Raw genomic sequence first — 20,192 nt, 5'->3', positions numbered from 1 at the left:
ACGTTGGCTGCACATCAGACCCGGAAGACGTACTGCTTGCCGTCCTCACGCTCGTTGTCCGGCGGGTAGCTCGCGCGCTTGTCCGCGAAGTAGCGCTCGCGGTGGTCGCCGTCGGCTGCGCGATTGTAGGTGAGATAGACGTTGCGGCGCTGCTCGGAGGTGAGGTTGGGCTGCGACTGGTGCGGCGCGTAGCAGTCGAAGAACATCACGTCGCCCGGCGCCATCGGATACGGCTCGAAGCGCACGCCCTTGAGCTGCTCGTCGGTGAGCGGCTTCCAGCGCTCGCCCAGCCACCCGCGCTTGTGATGGCCTTTGGACACTTCGAGGCAGCCGTTCTCGATCGTCGAATCGTCGATGGCGATCGCGACCGAGATGAAGTACGGCGCGTAATCGTCCCAGCCGGGCTGGATGTCCTGGTGGGGTTCGAAGCCGCCGCCGCCCGGCAGCTTGAAGTTGATCTTCTCCTTGAACAGCAGCGCGGGGCCGCCGAGCAGCGCTTCGATCGCGTCGAGCATCTTGCGGTCGCGCACCGCCTCGCCGAACGGCGTGCCGGGTTCCGCGAACTTCTCGATGCGCGACAGGATGCGCTTTCCCGGCTCGGTGCGGCTGTCCTCCAGGTACGCCATCTCCGCGCCTTTCGCGCGCGGCTTGGCGACCAGCGCGTCGATCCAGCCCGCCATCTGGCGGATCTCGTCGCGGCCGTACATCTCGCGCACGACGAGGATGCCGTCGCGCCTGAAATCCTCGATCTGTGCGTTCGTCAGCATGCGTAAGCCGCTTCGCGTTCCATGATCCGGGGATAGATCTGCTCGATCGCTCGCTTGAGGTGCGTTTCGTCGTCGATCTCGGTCCATGCGAGGTCCGCGACGACCGGGCAGTCGACGCGCACTTCGCGCGCTGCGGCGACGAGCGCCTGCTCGTATTCGAGGTGCTTCGATTCCCTGAAGACGCCTTCGGCGTGCGCGCACATCGCATCGAGACAGCGCCGCGAGATGCGCGTCAGCCCGACGAGCTCGCCGACGACGTCGCCGGTCAGCCTGGCGCGCTGCTTGGAAAGCCCGGTGAGCCGGCCGCCGTCGGCTTCGACATAGACCTCGTCGCCGGAGCGCGTCGGTCCCGAGACGAGCAGCGTGTCGGCGCCCGGTGCGCCGAACAGCACCTCGAGCGCACGTTTCTCGTAGACGAGATCCGATTCGGCCAGCACGAAATCCTCATGGATGAGCTCGCGCGCGAGCCACAGCGTGTACATGCTGCCCGACGCGGCGTACTCCGGATTGTGCGCGAGCTCGACGTTGGGCGTGCGGCGCGCGAAGTCTTCGTACCATTCGCGGAGATGCCCGGTGACGATGAGGGTTCGCTCGACACCGGCGGCGGTCAGCAGCTCGACCGAGCGCTCGATGAGGGCCCGGCCGCCCAGCTCGATGAAGCCTTTCGGGCGCTGCTCGCCCATCCCTTTGAGGCGCACGCCGCGGCCCGCCGCGACGATCACCGCGAGCTCAGGCGCGCTCATCGAGCCTCGGCCTTTGCGAAGTGCTCGCGGAAAGCGTTGCACAGCCGGTCGAGCTCCGGCGCGGGTATCTCGCCCATCGTGGCGATGCGGAAGATGCGGCCGTTGAAAGCGCCTTGCCCGGCGTAGATGACGTAGCCCTGTGCTTTCAGGCTGTCGTGCAGACGGTCGTAGCTTTCGCCTTCGGGCAATTTGAACCCGGTCAGCATCGACGAGCAGTCGGCGACCGGCACGAGCGTCTCGATGCCCAGGCCGGCGAGCGTGCGGCGAACCGTGGTGGAGCGATCGAGATAAAGCTTCTGCCGCGCGGTCACGCCGCCTGCGTCGGCGAGCTCGCGCAGCGCTTCGCGCAGGGCGAGCGTCACGTGCACCGCCTGCGTGTAAGGCGACCAGCCTTTGCGCTGCTCGCGGTAATACTCGAGGAGATCGAGGTACAGCGTGGTCGCCTGGCTCTCGCCCGCGTCGAGCGCGGTCTTCCTGGCGAGGACGAACGAGATGCCGGGCGCGCCGTGCAGACACTTGTTGGCCGTGGCGGCGACCGCAAGGGGCTTCAGCTTCGAGAAATCGAGAAGCTCACCGCCGAAGCTGCTGACCGCGTCGACCAGCAATCCGAGGCCGCGCTTCCCGCACAGCGCCGCGAGCGGCGCGAGATCGTTGAGCCGCCCGGTGGTCGTCTCGTTGTGCACGACCGCGACGTTGGCGATGCCCGGCTCGGCGCCCAGCGCTTGCTCGACTCTGGAGAGATCGATCGCCGAAAGCCATTCGTGCTTGAGCGCGACGTGAGGCTTGCCCTGCCGCGCCAGCATCGCGGCCATGCGCTCGCCGTAGACGCCGTTGCACACCACGAGGGTCGGCCGCGTCCTGGACGCGAAGGTGGAGAGCATCGCCTCGACCGCCGCGGTGCCGGAGCCGCTCAACATGACTGCGCCGTAATCGCCGGCGGTGTCGTAGACGCCCTCGATGCCGCGCAGCACGTTCAACGTGAGATCGGCGAACTCGGCTTCGCGGTGGCACAGATCCTCGCCCGCGAGCGCGCGCTTGACGCGCTGGGTGAGCGTGACCGGTCCGGGATTGAGCAGGATCATGAGCGTTCCAGTCGCGCGAGATGCTCGCGCAGTCGTTGGGTGACCTGCGGCGGAGTGACCGAAGGCCGCGGGAGATCGTCGGGCACGCCCGGCGCGACCGCGGCGGCGACGAAGGTCAGCGCGTCGCGCGGCCCTTTGAACACGCCGACGAGATCTTCGGGCGTCGTGACCCGGGTCGACTTCGGGTAGCCGCACGCCGCGGCGATCGCGACGAGGTCCACCGACGACGTCACCGTGAACTGCCCGCCGGTCGATTCGTGCATGCCGTTGTCGAGCACGATGTGCAGGAGATTCGCCGGCCGCTGGTAAGCGATCGCAGGCAGCCCGCCCAGGCGCATCAGCGCCGAGCCGTCGCCGTCGAGCACGGTCACGCGCACGTCGGGTCGCGCCAGCGCGAGGCCGAGCCCGACGCTGGAGACGCAACCCATCGCGCCGACGACGTAGAGCTGGTTCGGTTTGTCGCCGAGCGCATAGAGCTCGCGGCTGGTGTAGCCCGTCGTCGAGACGATGATGTCGCGGTCGGTCGCGGCCGATTGCAGGGCCGCGAGGTAATCGCGCTTGAGCGTGCGGGCCTCAACCGGGCGCGAGGTCTGGATCTGCGCGAGCGGCTTGCCCGCGGGAATCTCGGGCGGGGGCGACGATTTCACCGAGCCTTTGCGCATCACCAGCGCGTACGGCAGCCCGGCCTTGTCCATGTGCGCGGCGGCGCGCTCGAGCGCGGCTTCGACCTCGGTCGCTTCGGTCGGGAAGAGCTCCCATTTCACCCCGATCACGTCGAGCATGTCGGTCGTGATGCGCCCCATGAGCTCGTGCTGCGGCTCGTCGGCCGCGCCTTCGGGATCGCCGCGGCGGCTGACGATGAGCAGCACCGGCACGCGGTGGGTGTGCGCGAGCGAAGTCAGGGGGCTGACCGCGTTGCCGAGGCCCGAGTTCTGGAACATCGCCACCGCGCGCCTGCCGCCGATGTGCGAGCCGACCGCGATCGCGACCGCTTCGCCTTCGTTGCTCGCGGGCACGTAAGCGAGCGAGCGGTCGGCGATCACCGAGTTCAGGAACGGCGTGAGATAGGAGCACGGCACGCCGGTCCACAGGCCGAAGCCGCGGGCGCGGGCGGCGTCGACGAACGTCTTCGATTCGATCATCAGAACCCCGCCGCGTTGACGACGTCTTCGAGGCTGTCGACGTCGAGCCAGTTGCCGCTGGTATATACGACGCGCACGTCGTGGCCCGCGGCGGCGAGGCGATTGAGCAGCGCCGGCACCTTGGCTTTGCGGTTGCGCGGGTCTTCGTGCATTTCATGCAAGGCCGCGCGCACCGCCGGCAGCGCCTTGGCGGAGACGTAGAGCAGGCCCATCCACTCGCCGTGGATCGAGCCCTGCGGCAGGTCGCCCGACATGCGCTTCAGGGTCACCGCGCGGCTGTAGTGCGTGCGCGAATACGGGAGCGAGCATTCGACGTAATCGACGTCGCGATCGCGGTTCACGCTGTCCTGCCACTGGGTGTCGACCGGGATCACGATGTCGGCGCCGGTCTCGCGCAGGTTCTCGACCACGTACTTGCGGAACAGACAGTCGCCGTACGAGACGACGACGCCTTCGCCGTCCCAGCTTCGCGAGGTGAGCCCTTTCCACAGCGAGTGCAGCTCGCCGGTGTCGGCATACTCGTCGTTGTCGACGTAGTGCAGGTGCGGCAGGTCGACGGTTTCCTTCCTGTAGCCGCGCACCACGGTGATGTCGCCCACGCCCGCGCCGTGATAGCTGTCGACGATGTGCGCGAGCAGCGGCTTGTCGCCGATGCGCACCATCGCTTTCGGGCGCTCCTCGGTGAGCTCGCGCAGCTCCTCGCCGCGCGACGCGGCGAGCACCAGCGCGGCCGGGGCGCGCGCGCCCGACGGCAGGTAGCGGCGCTCGGCGGCTTCATAGGCGGCCGCGCCCTGGAGCCGGAAGATCTCGCTTACTGTCGCGACCTGCTGCTCGATCCGCGCGAGGCTTTGCGATTCGAAGAGCTCTTTGGCCGTTGCTTGCATCGCCCCGATCGCGCTGCGCAGCAGGTGGTTCGCCCAGATCACCATCGAGACGCCGTGGTCGCGATAGACGCTGGAGGGCGTCGAGTAATACTTGGTCGGCACGATGACGACGGGGCAGCGATTGCCCCATTCGCGCATGAACGCGAGGATCTCGTCGGGCACGCTGAGCGCGCTGTGCATCAGGATCGCGTCGGCGCCCGCCGCGTGATACGCGCTCGCGCGCTTCAGCGCTTCGTCGAGCCCGCGTCCGGCGATGAACGCTTCGACGCGCGCGACGATCGAGAAATCGTCGTCGCCCTGCGCGTCCTTGCCCGCCTTGATCTTGCCGCAGAACTCGTCGAGATCGGCCAGCGGCTGCTTCTCGCCCGCGATGAAGCTGTTGGTCTTGGGGAAGAGCTTGTCCTCGATGCACACCGCGGCGACGCCGCGCTGCTCGAGCTTCCTCACCAGGCGCTGGACGTTGTTGAAGTTGCCGTAGCCGGTGTCGCCGTCGAGCATGAGCGGCACGCTCGTCGCGTCGGCCATGAACTCGACGACGTCCATGACCTGCGTCCAGCTCGCTTCGTTGTTGTCGCGTACGCCGAATTGCGCGGAGATCGTGAGGCCGCTGCCCCAGATCGCGCTGAACCCCGCCTCCTCGGCGATGCGCGCGGACAGCCCGTTGTGCGCTTCGCAGACGAATTCGAGCTCAGCGGACGAGAGCAGCTTTCTGAATCGGGTGGTCTTCTTCAATGCGCACGTTCTCCTGCACGTTCACTACCTTGCCTTCGGCGTGAGCGTTGTCCTCAACGTTCACGACCTTGCCGAAATCCATACGGATTATGCGGTCGGCGGCGTCGAAATAGGCGTCGTCGTGGGTGACGACGATGACGGTCTTGCCCGCCTCGCGCAAGCCCGGGAGGATCTCGCGATAGAAGCTGCGGCGGTGCTCGGGATCCTGCTCGGCGCCGAACTCGTCGAGCACGTAGATCGGGCGGTCCTCGAGCATCGCGACCGCGAAGGCGAGCCGCTTCCGCTGTCCGGCCGACAGCGCGACCGAGCTGAACTCGCCGTCGCGGTACTCGGTCTTGCCCTTGAGGTCGAGGCGGGCGAGCCAGGCGTTCACTTCTTCCCGGGACGCGCCTTCGAGGCCGAGCAGCTCGCGGAAGAGGTGGAAGTCGCTGAACACCGTCGAGAACTTCTCGCGGTAGGCCTGGCGGTCTTCCGCAGCCAGCGGAACGCCGTTGTATTCGATGCCCCCGGCGCTGGCGTGATACAGCGCGGTCAGGAGGCGCATCAGCACGGTCTTGCCCGAGCCGTTGCCGCCCACGACGAACACGATCTCGCCGCGCGTCAGCGCGAAATCGACGGGGCCGAGGTGGAAGCTCTCCCCCGCGGTCTCGTTGCCGAACGAGAACTCGATGCCCTTGAGCTCGATCTTCTCGAACGGCGGCAGCGTGCGTCCGTGCTGCGCTTCGCCCGCTTCGCGCGTCTCCGCGATCTCGCGCTGGAGGTTCTGGAGGTTGTGGAGCGCGATGCGCGCCCGCGTGAAGCCGGGGATCGCGCCGACCACGCCCGACAGCGGTCCGACCGTCACCAGGATCGCGGTCATGAGCTGCATGATCACCACTGCGTCCAGCCGAACGAACCACGGCAGCGCGAACACCAGCGTGGCGATCATCGCGAACTGGAAGAAGTAGGTGGCGAGCTCGCCCGCGGTCGAGGTGCGCATCACCGCCTGGCCCTTGACGACGGTGTCGCGGTTCAGCGCGTCGATGTAGCCGCGGTAGTGAGTGAACTTCTCGCCGTAGAGCCGCAGCTCCTTGTAGCCTTCGAGCACTTCGCGGTGCCGGCGATGGCTTTCGTTGGTGAGGTCGTCGAGCGCGCGCTTGCGCGGCACGTTCTTGCGCTCCTGCCGGAAGTGCACCGTGACGCCGATCGCGGCGATCGCAAGACCGCACAGCAGCCCGACCGGCGACAGCCAGCCGACGTACGCGAACATGCAGGTCAGCATGACGAACGACGTCGCGAAGGTGAGCAGCGTCTCGTATGCGCTCGCGAGGTTGTGTACCGTCACCATCAGGTGGTAGTGCAGCGCGTTGGTGCCGACGCGCTCGACCACGCGCAGGTTGCCGCCGGCGAGCTCGTCGAGCAGGCGGTCGCGCAGCCGTATCGACATCCGCGTGGACACGAGGTGGCCGCGCAGCGCGCCGTAGTACCCCGACGCGATACCCAGCGCCGCAAGCCCGAGCACGAGCGGAAGGTAGAGGAGATGGCTTTCGCCGCGGCCGTATTTGGCGACCGCTTCGTTGAACAGGGCGAGCGTAAGGCTTTGCGCGAGCCCGGTGGCGAGCGACGAAGCGAGCAGGACGAGCCACTGCCGCCGGTCTTCCGCTGTGAAGTAGCGCTGGAGCTCTCTGAAGGTCTGGAGCATGAAGAGTGTTATTTTACGCGACCAAGTCGGCGCCAAGGCGGCAGCTTCACAACCGCTTCACAAGGAACGAAACACCCGGTGACCCCTCTCGTTCGCGTTCTCGACGCGCTCGCGGCCTGCGTGCTCGCGCTCGCGATCGCGGCGTCGCTCGCCCGGCCGCTGTTCTATTGGGACAGCTGGGCGTATCACCTGCCTTTTTCCGCGCTGCTCCTCGATATCGGAGGGGCGCGCACCCACTTCGTGCTGAGCCAGGAGATGCAGTGGCGGTACGAGGGTTTCCCGCTCGCGGCCGAACTCATCCAGGGGGTGTTATGGAAGGCCGCCGGGACGATCAATGCCACGGCGCTCATCAATTCGGCGGCGTTCGGGGCGTTGTGCATCGTCGCCGCGCGCGCGCTCAGGGCGAGCCTGGCGGTGCTCGTGTTCGGCGCGCTCGCCGTGCCGCTCGTCGCCATGCATGTCGTGTCCGCATATATCGATCTATTCGTGGCCGCGTGCATCGTCTTCCAGGCGCTCGCGGCGGTGAAGATGGAGGCGGCGGCGAGGCGGGACGACCCACGGCTGCTCGTCTGGTGCTGCGTGTATGTCGCGAGCGCCGCGCTCGCCGGCAATTCCAAGGTCACCGGGCTCCTGCTGAGCGGCGCGATCGGCGCGTTCACGGTCGGCTACATAGCCATCTGGTCATTCCCGCGAAGGCGGGAATCCATTTCCGCGCCGCCGGACCGGTGGCGATGGCGTCCGGCATTGCTTGCGCTAGCGCTCGGCGCCGTGCTCGCGGGCGCGAGCGCGTTCAGGAACGTGGTCGAGCACGGGAATCCCGCCTATCCCCTGGCGAGGACGGTTGCGGGATACGACCTGCCGGGCCCGGAGCCCGACTGGCCGAGCGCTCCGCCGTATACCAGCGCGCTCGGCCCGGCCGCGCGGCCGGTGAACTGGCTGGTGTCGATCACCGAGATCGACTGGAAACTGCGCGGCATCGAACCAAGGCTCACCCTCGACATGCACAGCGAAGCCGAAACAACCGACGGGCTGCCCGCGCGCACCGGCGGCTTCTGGGCGCCGCTCGTCATCGCGTCGATCGCTTTGGCCGTGTGGCTCGCCGCGCGCGCCTCGCGGCGCGATCGCACCGGGTTCCGCGAGCGGCGCTTCCTGCTGTGGCTGTTCGTCTTCGTCACGATCGCGACCGCGTTCATGCCGCAGTCGCACGAGCTGCGCTACTGGCTGCACTGGCCGCTCATGCTCGCGCTGGTCGTGGCGGCGCTTGCGCGATCGGCCCTCGGGCCGCGCGGCCTCGCCGCGCTCGCGGCCGCTTATTTCGTCGCGCTGCTCGTCACGCAATACCGGGTGGACTGGACGCTGAAACCGTGGCCGGTGATTACGCAGGCGGATGCGGTCGCGGGCCAGACGGGCGCTTCGTCCGTCGACGCGGTCCGCGCGCACGCGCCGGTGTGCCTCGGACCCGACTTCAATCCGCGGCAGATCGCGTACAGCGCGATATTCCAGGGCGGGAGTTACGTGGTGGAGCAGGGATGGACGAAGTGCGAGCGGTATCCGGCCTATCGCCCTTAGTGCGATAGCCGCGCAGCCGGGCGAGCCCCGACGCGTTTGCCCGGAGCGATAGCCGGCACTGCAGCGCCTTGATACGATGGGGTGTGAAGACAATGCGACTCGCGAGCATCGCCCTGACTCTGGTGGTCACTCTGCCGGCCGCATGCGCGGCGGCAGACCGGTTCACGCAAATCATAGAGCAGGCGGGCGAATCCACCGTCACGAAAGGCGGCTACATCGTCAACCAGAAGCGCGTCGCGATACAGGGCGAGCTTTCGAAACGTCCGCCGACGCCCGCCGAGCTCGGTGTGAAGCTGCCGCCGAAGGCAGTGCTCAAGTTGGAGGAGACCGCGCGCCAGATCGCGCAGTACCACCCGGTCTGGCGCGTGTACGACTTTCGCCTGACGATGCCGCGCTCGGAGCTCATCGGGTTTTTCGAGGCGCAGGGATTGGTTTTCGACAAGCACAGGAACGTCCTGCTGTTCCCGGGCGGGGCGTCCGGCGACGCGGAGTTCATCGACGGCTTGATCGGTGAGTCGATCAGCGCGTTTCGCATCTGGCGCAGGCCATGAGCCGCAGGCGAAGTGGCTCGAGGTCATGTACGTCGACCAGTCCGCGGATGATCAAACCTCCGGCGCACTTACACGCGGCTTCTCGAGCACAGCCACGCATGCTTCAAATGCCGTATCGCGACGGTGTTGTTTCGGCTCTCCGGGGTGCCGTCGCCGCGGTTGATCAGGGCGACGCTGGTTGACTTGAAGTAGCGCGCGTTGCGCATCGGCTCGTAGTTGATGCGCGCGGCGGGGATGACGAGCTTGGGCGCCTTGCAGTGTCCCGACAGCCACACATCGTCGACGAAGAACACCGCTTCGGGCGCGGCGCTGTAGTCGGTTACCTGGGAAACGTCGAAGAAATCGGGCCGGACGAGATAACCCGCCATGCCCTGGAGGATGTCGACTTCGACGGGCTGCTTGAGCCTCGTCGCCTTCAGCGGGACCGGCGGCAGGCCGCGCAGATCCGCCCATAACGTCGTCGGGCGGTCGGTGAGATCGTCGGGCACGCGCCAGCCGCCGAGGCCGATCGCGCAGCCCGGGTGCGCTGCGCTCGCGCGCTCGAAATCTTCGATCAGGTTGGGCGGATAGATGCGGTCGTCGTCGGCGACGACGATCTTCTGCCCGGGCGGAAAGCGCAGCAGCGACGGGATGAGCTTGGTTGCGGGGCCCCAGTCGTCGCAGCGGTGGATCTCCACCGAAGCCAGTGTCTCGAGGTACGGCGGGATCTCGTACTCGCGCTGCTCGCGGCGGCTGAACCGCGGCACATTGATGACGATGCGCGCCGGTGGGCGGGTCTGGCGCAGCAGGCTCTTGAGCGTTTCTCCCACGAGCGCCATGCGGCTCGGAATCGTCGTCATCGTGACGATCGCATCCGAGCGCTCGCTCGTCTCGGTCCATGCGCGGTCGAGGATCGTCAGGCTGAGCCTGCGCAGCGCGATCTCGTCCGCCAGGTCGCGCCAGAAGCGCACGCCTTCGACGTAGCTGTAAGCGCTCGTCGCGCCGAGGACCGCACCGGCCGCCGCAACCGCACCCCAGACGAAGCTCATGTGCGGTCCCGCGTGAACCAGCCGGTGTGCGTGCGCGTGTCCCACGCGACGAGACCGCCGGCGGCGCTGACATGGTGCGTCGAGCGCAACGCCGCGATGCGCGCGGTCGCATGCTCGCCTGCGTACGGCGCTTCCGCGTAGCGCTCGGGCGTGAGCGCGTCGATGCGCATCAAACTGGCCGCTTCGCCGTAATAGCGCGTGCTCGCCTGCATCGGTCGCAGCAAATCATCGCCCGCGCGCACGATCGCGCCCGCGTTGCGGCCGTAGCCGTGCGGCCGGTCGGCGTACAGGCGCCGGCGATTGACCGGATGCGGCGTCCAGTGACCCGAGAGCAGTGTCTCGGACCAGTAGATCGCGAGCGCCCGGCGCTGCTTCGCGCCTTCGTCTGCCTGCGAGGTGACCAGATACCAGACGCCGCCATGAAGCAAGAGCACGCTGTCGGCGCAGTCGACGCCTGAGAGCAGCCGCTGCGCCAACCGCCAGCGATCGGGCAGCCCCTCGCACACGTAGAGGTCCACGGACCGCGCTTGACTCGTCTCGGGCAGCAGGTACACCGCGCCGTCGTGCTCGAACACGAACGGAAACGACGTGTGGCACCCGGGATCGAGCGCGAGAACGGCTTCGCCCACGCGCAGATTTTCACCGACGCGCATGGCGGATATATGGGCGCGGTTCGATGGGCAGTGGAACTCTTCGACGAACAGCCAGCGCTCGCCGCGCGCAACGAGAAGAAAAGGATCGGCGTAATACGAGGCGTACGGGCTCGCCACCGCGAGAGTCTCACCGCTGGCCTCGTCGAGGAGCTGCACGCGGTAGCGCTCTTTCGCGCACCGCGACATGCCGTCGAGGAAGGCGAGGGATGCGGCTGCGAGGCTCACGCCGAGCGCAGCCGCGCGAACGGCGGCGGGTCGCCCGCGCGCCAGATGTCGCGGATCGCCGCGTGCGTCGCGACGTGCAGGCGCGTGAGCGATTCCAGCGTGGTGCCGAAGTCGGCGTTCTCGATGTACAGCGGGTAGGTGGCGGTGTACGTGCGCACGCAGCGATAGATGAGATCGTCGGCGACCAGCAGGCCGCGATAGCGCGAAAGATCGAAGAAGCCGCCGCGCTTCACGCGCGCGAGCAGCCTTTGCGCGCCTTCACGCGAGCACAAATACGCGCCGGTGCTGTGATGCAGCGGATGCCAGCGCCGCCACAGCCGGCCGCGGCGGTAGCTGCGCGCATACATCGCCTGCACGCGGTCGGCCTTGACGACGTAGAGCTGCAGGATGTCCCAGTCGGATGGTGCGCTCGCGACGAGCCGCGCGAAATCGATGTCGAAAGGCAGCGTCATGTCGTCTTCGACGACGACGAACATCTCGGCGCCGTCGGCGAGCGCCTGCTCGAGCGCTTTGAGATGCGAGGCGAGGCACGCGAGCTGCAGCGGCCTCAGATCGTGGCGACGCGGGAGCTCTATCCGCGGCAGGTCCGCAGGCGTGCACGCGCTCACCCGGTGGTGCCGCACGCCCGCGTCCTCGAGCTGCCCGCGCATCCATGCCGCGCGTTCGGTCTCGCGGTCGGGATTGATCCAGTAGTGCGGAAGCTCGTGCGGCACGCGCCCCGGCTCGCGGCGAGGTCGCGCGAGGCCGGAGAGCCAGTCGGAAAGCGTGCGGAGCATGTGGAAGCGGCGGGTCGCGTACGGCCGCCATCATACAATGCGCGCCATGCTTCCCGTGATCGTCTCGGCCGCGAGCCCCGAGTATTTCCGCTGCCTCGTGCAGCTCGCGCTGAGTGTTACGCGCACGCAGCCGCGCGGCACGCTGCGGCTCGTCGCGTACGATCTCGGCTTCTCACCGCGCCAGCGGCTTTATTTCGAGCGCCGTTTCCCGGCGTGGGAGCTGCGCACGTTCGACTTCGATCGCCATCCGCCTCACCTGCGGATACGCCATCGGCTGGTCAACACCAACGCGTGGAAGCCGGTGATCGTGCGCGAGGTGCTTGCCGAGAGCGACGCGCCTCTCCTGTGGCTCGACAGCGCGACGGTCGTGCTGCAGCCGCTGACGCCGGTCTTCGATTACATCCGGCGCACCAGTCTCTACACGCCGTTCGGCGGCGCGAGCTCGCTCGAAGCGCTCACTCATCCTGCGACGCTGGCGGCGCTCGGCGTGACGCGGCGCGTCGCGAGCGAGCGCCAGCGCGCGTCGGGAGTGTTCGGCGCCGATCCGCGCCGCGCCACGGCGCGCGAGCTGGTCGAAGGATGGGCGAACGCGTGTCTGGACGAGCGGATCGCCATACCGCCCGGGGCGGATCATCGCGCGCACCGCTTCGACCAGAGCGTGCTCAATGCGCTCCTGTATCCGCTCGCGGCGCGCGAGGGGCTGACGCTCACGACGGACGAGATCGACGTGAGCTCGGCGCAGCCCACGCCGCTCTACCGCACGCGCAACAAAGTGAAGAATTGGGTGCCGGTCGCCGCCGACCCGCTGGCGCGGGCGTGGTTCGCGGCGTATCGCGCGATCGACGTCGCGCTCATCCGGCGGAAATCGTCGCGCGCGGCCGGAACCGCGGCGCCGCGCGCCGACGCCTAGATCAGCGCCCGCAGCAGCTCCTCGACCAGCGCCATCTTGCCGTTGGACGGGCGCCACGCCGACGCGTTGATGGCGTGCAGCCAGTCTTCGCCGATCCACTCGACCATGTCCGCCTGCTTGTCGTCGCCGGGCCGCACGTTGCCGAGGCGGTTGTCCACGCGCGGCAGGCGGGCGCGATCGAGGCGCCGGTAAAGGCGCGGCCAGTTGCCGCCGCCGGTGTCGAGGCCCGGGATCGGCAGGAAATCGAGCTTCGCCACATTCACCTTCGCGGCGGACAAGAAGCAGAAGCCCGGCCACAGGTACCAGCGCTCGCCGCGCTCCTCGATCCGTCCCAGCAGGCCGTCGGCGCCGATCCTGTCGAGGAGGCTCGTCGTGCGGCACGGGAAGAGGTCGTGATCGATGAAGCCGACGTAAGGCAGCGCTCTCGGCGCGAAATGGCGCCGGCAGATCCAGTTCAGCGCCGCGCCGTGATGGCAGCTCGGGATGCCGGCGAACGGCGTGTCGGGAAGCTCGACGTAGCTCACGCCTTCGCCGCGGCACACGGCCCTGATCTCGTCGCGCTCGCGGCCCGGCGGGGAATTGTCGAAGACGGTATAGGCGTGCCGGTCGGTGAGGTGCTTGCCCAGGAGCTTCGCCTGATAGCGCACCACGAGAGCGTTGTTGAAGCACACCGTGGCGAGATCGAGCGCCGCGGGCGGGTGCTCCACCCTGACGGCGTGCGCGGGATCGCGGCGGTAGTAACGATGGAGCCCGGCGCGATCGCGCAGCGAGTCGAGCCAGCCCATGCGCCGGCTACGACGCCGCGCCGCGCAGCCGCGACCACGCGCGGGCGAGCCGCGCCGGCAGCGCGAACGGCGAGCGATAGGTGCCGCGGATGAGCGCGAGGTAGTGCTCGCGCAGGTAGTCGCGCGCGAGGCAGTGCTCCCACAGGTGGTCTTCGTGGATCTCGCTGTCGTCGCCTTCGAAGAGAAAGAGCGGCACGCGCGACAGATACGGGCCGGGGAGCTTCTCGGCCTGCAGCGTGCGCATGATCACCTCGTACGCGTGCTGGTGGCCGCGAAAGCCGGTGACGTCGTAGCGGCCGTTGCGGCGATAGCGCGCGAAGAGCCGCTCGATGCCGGCGCGGGTGATCACGTACGCGCCCGCAGACCAGTAGGCGCGCCGCCGCAGCGGATGCACCAGGCGCGCGCGGCGGAACAGCGCGTCGAGGTTCTTCGGCAGCTCCGCGATGCACAGCGCGATCGCGCCGAATTCGTCGGGCAGCTCGGCCGCGATCGCTTCGTACCCCCCGGGCCATGCGTCGTACGGCTCGAACGTGGTGTCGTCTTCCATGATCAGCACACGCTCGAGCCCCTGCTCGAGCGCGAGCGCCATCGCTTCGAAGTGCGACGCGATGGTCGCGGCGTTGTAGCGCGAGTTGGCGCGCGACGCGATCAGCGCATCGGTCGCGCGGGCGTCGGCGCCGTCGACCGCGCGCACGCGCACGTTCGCGATGCCACGCGCATCGAGCCGCGCCTGCATGCGCTCGCGCCGCGCTTCGGAGCGGTCGAGGTTGATCCAGTGAACGACGGGCAGCGCTTCGATCATGGCCCGTATGATACCGGCCGCCATGCGAAAATCGGCGCATGCATCGGACCGCATCATCGTGAGCGCGCTCGTCGTCGTGCCGCTGTATCGCGAGTCGCTCGATCCCGCCGAGACGATCGCGCTGACCCAGTGTTGCCGCCTTCTTTCGCGCCACGCCGTCGCGTTCGTCGCGCCCGACGGGCTCGATGTGGCGCGCGCAAAAGCCATCGCCGAACGCGAGGGCGCGGCCGCCTGCGTCGAGCGCTTCGCGGCGCCGTACTTCCGGTCGAGCGGGACGTACAACGCGCTGCTGCTCTCGGAGAATTTCTATCGGCGCTTCGAAGCGCACGAGTACATCCTCATCCACCAGCTCGACGCTTTCGCCTTCGCGGACGAGCTGGATCGCTTCTGCGCGCTCGGTTACGACTATATCGGCGCGCCCTGGCTGCACGATCCGTCGCGCGGACGGATCGTCGGCAACGGCGGCTTCTCGCTGCGCAAGGTGGAATCCGCGCTGCGCGTACTGCAGCTGCCGCAGTCCCGCGTGCCGCAGCGGCTCGCGCTGGCGTGGCGACGGCACGGCTTGCTGCGCAAGCGCTCGAGCGACTGGCTCGGCCGCACCGGTCGTCTCGACCGCATCATGCAGTCCGACGACTTCCTGCCGCTCGCCCTCACGCACCTCATGCACGTCAACGAAGACGGCTTCTGGGGCCAGAACTGCGACAAGCTGCCGTTCTTCACGACCGCGCCGTACCGCGAGGCGCTGGCGTTCTCGTTCGAGACCGACCCGGCGCTCGCGTACGAACGCAACGGACGCGCGCTGCCGTTCGGCTGCCACGGCTTTCCGTACATCGCGCCCGAGTTCTGGCGGCCGCACATCGAAGCGTGCGGCTATGCATGGAAACAGGCGGCATGAGCGGGCTTTCCATCGGCCTCGCGACGATCGCGACCGGGCGTTACGTCGAGCTGCTGCCGGGATTGCTCGAGAGCGCGCGGGAGCATTTCTTTCCGGACGCCTCGCTGTCGCTGTACGTCTTCACCGATGCGCCTGCCGTCGAACCCGGCGCGACCGCGCTCGCGGTGGAGCACGAGCCGTGGCCGCTGGTGACGCTGAATCGCTATCGCTACTTCCGCGAGTACGCCGCCCTTTTTCGCGGGCTGGACTATCTGTTCTTCGTTGACGTCGACATGCGCTTCGTGGCGCGCTGCTTTGATGCGATCCTGCCGGACGAGACCGAGCGCCTCGTGGCGGTCGAGCATCCGGGATTCTGGCGCGGCCATCGGGGCTTCGCGTCGCGCGCGCTCGACGCGTGCACCGGCGGGCGCTGGTCGGCGCGGCCGCTGCCGCACGCGAAGCTGCCGTTCGAGCGCGATCCGCGCTCGACCGCGTGCATCACCGACACGGCACACCGCTATTACTATGCCGGCGGCTTCAACGGCGGCCGCACCGGCGCGTTCCTCGACATGGCGCGGACGCTGCGCGACGCGATCGACACCGACCTCGAGAACGGCGTGATGGCGGTCTGGCACGACGAAAGCCACCTCAACCGCTACCTGCACGCGCACCCGCCGAAGCGGCTGACACCCGCGTACTGCTATCCCGAATCGCACTGGCCGCACCTCAGGCATCTCACGCCGGTCATCGTCGCGCTGGACAAGGATCACGCGTATTTCCGTCAGGCGGGCTGAAGCTCGAGCGGAATCCGGTGCCACGCCGCGGGAACGGTGTCGCGCATCGCGAGCGCGTTCATCGCGTCGTCGTTGAACCAGCGTTCGGGTGCGCAGACGATCTGGCCGCCGTGTGTCCCGAGCCACGCGCCCCACCACGAGTAGGTGCTGTTGCTGATGATGTGGTGCTTGCAGCGGCTCATGAGGTGGAGGTCGAGGCCGGGCTCCGTCTGCGACGCCGCGAGCTCGACGACCTGCGCGCTGTCGGTGTAGCGACTCCGGCACCATGCCGGATCGTCGGAGAACACGAACACCCGGGCATCGCTCACGCGCTCGCGGATGTGGTCGAGCGCCTGTGCGTAGTAGGCGTCGGTACAGACGAAGTGCAGCTCGCGCTCGGTCGTCAGGTAATCGCCGCGGCGCACGTGCAGCGCGACCGATACACTGTGCTCGATGTCCGAGACCAGGCTTTCGAACTCGCGCTCGCCTGGCAGACGCGACGGCTGCAAGTCCGCACGGATCGTCGCTTCATGGCCGCGCCAGTAGCGCGGGCTCTGGAAATAGCCGCGAAGGCTCGTGGCGCCGGGCAGCTCGTGAAAGCGCGGGTCGTAACCCCAGCCGTTCTCGCTGTGCCCGGCGGCATGCCGGTTTCCGCGCGTGTAACGCGCTTGCAGGCTGAAGAAGCCGAGCGCGCGTCTCACCGGCCCCGCGAACGGATGCCGCCAGCTCGTGTAGCGCGAGACCTCGAGTGAAACGTCGGTGCTCCGATCGAGCGCCAGCGACCGCGCCGCGGCGTACTGAAACAGCCAGTTGCCCAAACGGCCGTTGAGGACCGCAGTGATCATGAGTCAGCGGGTGTCCGCCACCGCTTTACCCGTCACCGCCTCACCCGTCACCGTTTTATCCGTCACCTTTTTCCGCGTCCGAATCTCCGGAACCGCAGCCAGTATCTCGCGCACCGTCCGCCGGAAGGCCACCGGCGAGCAGTCGGTCCGCACGCGCTCCAGCGCGGAATCCCGCACGCGTCGCCACAGCTCGCGGTCGTCGTGCAGTCGAGCGCAGAGCCGTGCGTATTCCGCGGGATCGGAAGTCGCGAGCACGTCGCGTCCCGGCGTCCAGCCGAGGAGCGTCGCGATGAGGTCGGTCGTCACGACCGGCACGCCGAGCGCCGCAACCTCGTGCACCTTGTGGGGGATGCCGGCGGCGATGCGGGTCGGCGCGATCATCACCCGATAGCGGTCGAAGACCGACGCCAGGTCGTCGACCGTGCCGAGCAGCTCGAAGACCTCCGGCGCGAGCGCCTTGATCGAATACGCCTCGACGCCGCCGACGACCGCGAGCTTCACCGGCGATCCCATGATCTCGCGCAGGCGCGGCAGGATCTCCGCGGCGAACCAGCGCAGGCTCTCGGCGTTGGGCGATTCGTCGTCGTAGAGCGCGCCGAGAAACACGAACCCCATGCGGGCGTCGAAAGACGCGGGCGTCGGGCGCGCGGGCAGCGCGTGGCCGAGCACCCACGAGCGCTGCACGCCGTTCGCTTCGAAGATCGCGCGCTCGTGCGGCGACACCGAGATCACCGCGTGCGCGGGACGGGTGAGCGCGATCTCCGCCGCGAGCTCGCGCTCGGCCTGGCCGGGCTGCGACGCCTCGCCGATGATCTCGCGCCAGACCGCCGCGCGCGGCGCGAACAGGGCCTCGGCGTCGTAGAACACCGCGGCGTCGCCGACGGCGTCGGGCACGCGCTTCAACGCGTCGGCGAAGGTTTCCATGTTGTGCGGGCGGCACACGATGACGGCGTCGAAGAGACCGCGGCGTTCGGCGATGAAGTCCGCGAAGGTTGCCGCCGAGTGCTCGACGAGCGTCTCGATCGCCGGATCGACGGTGTTGCGGACTTCCGGCCAGTCTTCCTCGGCCTGCGCCGTCGGAAACAGCGTCACCGCCGCCCCGGCCGCATGGAGCTCGCGCAGCAGCGCGTTCGCGCGCGGATAGCCGCCGCCGCAGCGGATGTGCGGCACGCGGTCCTCGACGACCAGCACGCGCAGCGCGGAGGACGGGCGCGCGCGCGCCGCCACGTGCCGCGTGGACGACGGATGCTGCCGGGCGAGCCAGGGTGCGTGACGCTCGCGGAACTTCTCCAGGTTGGAGGTCATCCACGACACCCCCTGCGACATCGAGCTCGAGCCGAACTCGTAGTGCAGGATCACCGCATCGGGCTCGTAGACGACGCGGTAGCCCGACTCCCAGAGGCGCACGCAGTAGTCGGTCTCTTCGTAATAGCAGGGCGCGTAGCGCTCGTCGAAGCCGCCGAGCCGTTCCCACAGCGCACGCCGGGTCAGGAGAAACGCGCCCGAGCAGTAATCGACGTCGCGGCGGGACATGAATTCGCCGTCGTTCGCCTTGTGCCCACGCCCGTAGCCCTGGCACCCGCCGTCGTTCCAGATGATCGAGCCGGCTTCCTGCAGCGTCGCGTCGGGGAGCACGATGCGCGCGCCGACCGCGCCGATGTCGGGCGCGCTTTCGAGCGTGCGCACCGCCGCTTCGAGCGTCCCCGGCACGAGCTGCGCGTCGCTGTTGAGGAGCAGGATGTGCCGTCCCCGCGCGTGCTTGGCCGCGAGGTTCACGCCGCGCAGGAAGTGCAGGTTGGTCGCGCTGTGGATGAGCTTCGCCCCGTCGACGGCGGCGAGCACCTGAAGCGTCTCGCGCCTCGAGCCGTTGTCGAGCACGATCACTTCGACCGGCAGCGCGCCCGGCTGCAGCGTCTCGGCGATCGACGCGAGACAGCCGTAGACGAGCTCGGGCTGGTTGTAGGTGATGACGATGATCGAGACCGCGGGATCGTCGCTCGACGGCAACGTGAGCTTCGCCGCGCGCGACAGGAAGAGCTCGAGCCGGATGCGCAGCAGCGTGCGCGTCGCCTCCTTGTGGCTCAGCATGATGTCGCTGTAGCGCTTCCTGAGCGCCTGCCAGCGCGATTTGAGCCGCCCGAAGGCCATGATCACTCGCGCGTCGCGACGAGCACGACGTTGGAGCCGCCGAAGGCGAAGGAGTTGGACATCACCGCGTGAGGCGGCGTCACGCGCTGCGCTACTCTTGCGACGTGGTCGAGATCGCACGCCGGATCGGGCGATTCGAGAAACGCCGTCGGCGGCAGCACGCCTTCCTCCAGCGCGAGGAGCGCGGCGGCCAGCTCGAGCGCGCCCGCGCCGCCGAGGAGGTGGCCGTGCATCGACTTGGTCGAGCTCACGCGCACGCCCGAGCTTCCGAAAACCGCTTTGATCGCTTCGGTCTCGACGATGTCGCCGACCATGGTCGCGGTGCCGTGCGCGTTGATATAGCCCACGTCGCCCGGTTGTACGCGCGCTTCGGCGAGCGCTTCGCGGATCGCGCGCGCCTGACCCGCCGCGTCGGGGCGCGAGATGTGCATCGCGTCGGAGCTGTTGCCGTAGCCGCTGATGTAACCGTGGATGCGTGCGCCGCGCGCTTTCGCGTGCGCTTCGTTCTCGAGCACGAAGGCCGCGGCGCCTTCGCCGAGCACGAGACCGAGGCGGCGCTTGTCGAAAGGCTTGCAGCTCGCGGCAGGATCTTGCGCGTCGGCCGGTGCGAGCGTGCGCAGCGCGTTCCACGCCGCCAGCGTCACCGGGGTCAGCAGCGCTTCCGAGCCGCCCGCGACCATCGCGTCGGCGCGCCCGGCGGCGATCGTGCGCATCGCCTCGCCGATCGCCATCGCCGAGGACGAGCACGCGGTCGAGTAGTTCGCGAAGGGACCGCGCAGGCCATGGCGCAGCGAGACGTTCGAGCCGGCCGCGTTAGCCATGCCGGTCACGACGGTGAGCGGGCGCAGGCGCGAGCCGCGAAACGACGTCTCGTAGGTGGCCTCGAGCGTCTGCGCGCCGCCCATGCCGGTGCCCCAGGAGACGCCGATGCGGTCGCGGTCGGCGGCGTCGAGGTCGAGCGCGCTGGCTTCGATCGCCTGCGCCGCGACGGCGATCGCGAACTGCGTGCCGCGATCGAGCAGGGACGCTTCCTGCGGCGCGATCCACATCGACGGGTCCCAGTCGACGGCCGCGACGACCTCCACCCCCGAGCTCCTGGCCGCTTCGGCCGGCAGCCGCGCGATACCGGAGCGGCCGGCTGCGAGCGCGCTGCGAAAATCGGCGAGCGTCATGCCGAGCGGCGACACGATGCCTGCGCCGGTGATCGCGACGCGTTTCATGG

General features: G+C 68.6%; 19 protein-coding genes. 5 read left to right on the top strand and 14 right to left on the bottom strand.

The genetic code is table 11. The features are described from left to right. Window positions 1–14 precede the first annotated feature (14 nt). From VHP37_26605 to VHP37_26580, 6 genes are read right to left on the bottom strand one after another with little or no spacing between them, the layout of a single operon-like run. Complete coding sequence (locus VHP37_26605) at window positions 15–767, bottom strand: phytanoyl-CoA dioxygenase family protein (protein HEX2829947.1); 753 nt, start codon at window positions 765–767, stop codon at window positions 15–17. Further along, window positions 761–1,510: a phosphocholine cytidylyltransferase family protein gene (locus tag VHP37_26600; GenBank protein HEX2829946.1), complete on the bottom strand. Its 750-nt coding sequence runs from the start codon at window positions 1,508–1,510 to the stop codon at window positions 761–763. The genes VHP37_26605 and VHP37_26600 overlap by 7 nt, the downstream gene beginning before the upstream one ends. Beyond that, window positions 1,507–2,592, bottom strand: coding sequence for an aminotransferase class V-fold PLP-dependent enzyme (locus tag VHP37_26595; protein HEX2829945.1), 1,086 nt, complete (start codon window positions 2,590–2,592; stop codon window positions 1,507–1,509). Before VHP37_26595 ends, VHP37_26600 begins: the two co-directional genes overlap by 4 nt. Continuing rightward, a complete protein-coding gene (aepY, locus tag VHP37_26590) occupies window positions 2,589–3,734 on the bottom strand; it encodes a phosphonopyruvate decarboxylase (protein ID HEX2829944.1) in 1,146 nt (381 codons plus the stop codon). The genes VHP37_26595 and aepY overlap by 4 nt, the downstream gene beginning before the upstream one ends. Next, window positions 3,734–5,350: a phosphoenolpyruvate mutase gene (aepX, locus tag VHP37_26585; protein ID HEX2829943.1), complete on the bottom strand. Its 1,617-nt coding sequence runs from the start codon at window positions 5,348–5,350 to the stop codon at window positions 3,734–3,736. Before aepX ends, aepY begins: the two co-directional genes overlap by 1 nt. Next, window positions 5,307–7,031, bottom strand: coding sequence for a cyclic peptide export ABC transporter (locus tag VHP37_26580; protein ID HEX2829942.1), 1,725 nt, complete (start codon window positions 7,029–7,031; stop codon window positions 5,307–5,309). The genes aepX and VHP37_26580 overlap by 44 nt, the downstream gene beginning before the upstream one ends. Window positions 7,032–7,109: 78 nt before the next feature. Between VHP37_26580 and VHP37_26575 the strand changes: the two genes are divergently transcribed. Continuing rightward, window positions 7,110–8,600, top strand: a complete 1,491-nt coding sequence (locus VHP37_26575; protein ID HEX2829941.1) for a hypothetical protein — start codon at window positions 7,110–7,112, stop codon at window positions 8,598–8,600. Window positions 8,601–8,683: 83 nt separating this feature from the next. Next, window positions 8,684–9,151: a hypothetical protein gene (locus VHP37_26570; protein HEX2829940.1), complete on the top strand. Its 468-nt coding sequence runs from the start codon at window positions 8,684–8,686 to the stop codon at window positions 9,149–9,151. 68 nt (window positions 9,152–9,219) lie between these two features. Here VHP37_26570 and VHP37_26565 read toward each other — a convergent pair whose 3' ends face one another. Genes VHP37_26565 through VHP37_26555 form a run of 3 tightly spaced genes read right to left on the bottom strand, consistent with a single transcriptional unit; the run spans window position 9,220 to window position 11,833 of the window. Then, complete coding sequence (locus tag VHP37_26565; GenBank protein HEX2829939.1) at window positions 9,220–10,179, bottom strand: glycosyltransferase family A protein; 960 nt, start codon at window positions 10,177–10,179, stop codon at window positions 9,220–9,222. Beyond that, a complete protein-coding gene (locus VHP37_26560) occupies window positions 10,176–11,057 on the bottom strand; it encodes a hypothetical protein (GenBank protein HEX2829938.1) in 882 nt (293 codons plus the stop codon). The genes VHP37_26565 and VHP37_26560 overlap by 4 nt, the downstream gene beginning before the upstream one ends. Beyond that, window positions 11,054–11,833, bottom strand: coding sequence for a glycosyltransferase family 25 protein (locus VHP37_26555; protein ID HEX2829937.1), 780 nt, complete (start codon window positions 11,831–11,833; stop codon window positions 11,054–11,056). Before VHP37_26555 ends, VHP37_26560 begins: the two co-directional genes overlap by 4 nt. Window positions 11,834–11,879: 46 nt before the next feature. Between VHP37_26555 and VHP37_26550 the strand changes: the two genes are divergently transcribed. Beyond that, a complete protein-coding gene (locus tag VHP37_26550) occupies window positions 11,880–12,743 on the top strand; it encodes a hypothetical protein (GenBank protein ID HEX2829936.1) in 864 nt (287 codons plus the stop codon). Here VHP37_26550 and VHP37_26545 read toward each other — a convergent pair. Further along, on the bottom strand, window positions 12,740–13,528 hold the full coding sequence (locus VHP37_26545) for a hypothetical protein (protein ID HEX2829935.1): 789 nt from the start codon (window positions 13,526–13,528) through the stop codon (window positions 12,740–12,742). The genes VHP37_26550 and VHP37_26545 overlap by 4 nt on opposite strands. Window positions 13,529–13,535: 7 nt before the next feature. Further along, the gene (locus VHP37_26540) at window positions 13,536–14,354 is read right to left on the bottom strand and encodes a glycosyltransferase family 25 protein (protein HEX2829934.1); all 819 of its coding nucleotides are present in this window, start codon (window positions 14,352–14,354) and stop codon (window positions 13,536–13,538) included. On the opposite strand from VHP37_26540, the gene VHP37_26535 reads away from it, so the two are divergent. Further along, the gene (locus VHP37_26535; protein ID HEX2829933.1) at window positions 14,353–15,225 is read left to right on the top strand and encodes a DUF5672 family protein; all 873 of its coding nucleotides are present in this window, start codon (window positions 14,353–14,355) and stop codon (window positions 15,223–15,225) included. The two genes, VHP37_26540 and VHP37_26535, sit on opposite strands and share 2 nt — an antisense overlap. Continuing rightward, window positions 15,222–15,998 (top strand): hypothetical protein, encoded by a 777-nt coding sequence (locus VHP37_26530; GenBank protein HEX2829932.1) that lies wholly within the window; start codon window positions 15,222–15,224, stop codon window positions 15,996–15,998. The genes VHP37_26535 and VHP37_26530 overlap by 4 nt, the downstream gene beginning before the upstream one ends. Here the strand turns inward: VHP37_26530 and VHP37_26525 are convergent. From VHP37_26525 to VHP37_26515, 3 genes are read right to left on the bottom strand one after another with little or no spacing between them, the layout of a single operon-like run. Then, the gene (locus VHP37_26525) at window positions 15,986–16,822 is read right to left on the bottom strand and encodes an alpha-1,2-fucosyltransferase (GenBank protein HEX2829931.1); all 837 of its coding nucleotides are present in this window, start codon (window positions 16,820–16,822) and stop codon (window positions 15,986–15,988) included. The genes VHP37_26530 and VHP37_26525 overlap by 13 nt on opposite strands. 3 nt (window positions 16,823–16,825) lie before the next feature. Next, the gene (locus tag VHP37_26520; protein ID HEX2829930.1) at window positions 16,826–18,970 is read right to left on the bottom strand and encodes a glycosyltransferase; all 2,145 of its coding nucleotides are present in this window, start codon (window positions 18,968–18,970) and stop codon (window positions 16,826–16,828) included. Window positions 18,971–18,972: 2 nt separating this feature from the next. Further along, window positions 18,973–20,190 (bottom strand): beta-ketoacyl-[acyl-carrier-protein] synthase family protein, encoded by a 1,218-nt coding sequence (locus tag VHP37_26515; GenBank protein ID HEX2829929.1) that lies wholly within the window; start codon window positions 20,188–20,190, stop codon window positions 18,973–18,975. Between the last annotated feature and the right edge of the window lie 2 nt (window positions 20,191–20,192).

The sequence above is a fragment of the Burkholderiales bacterium genome (assembly GCA_036262035.1).
GTDB lineage: Bacteria > Pseudomonadota > Gammaproteobacteria > Burkholderiales > SG8-41 > JAQGMV01.
Note: the sequence above shows the minus strand (reverse complement) of the source record. Positions and strands in the feature narration are given on the sequence as shown.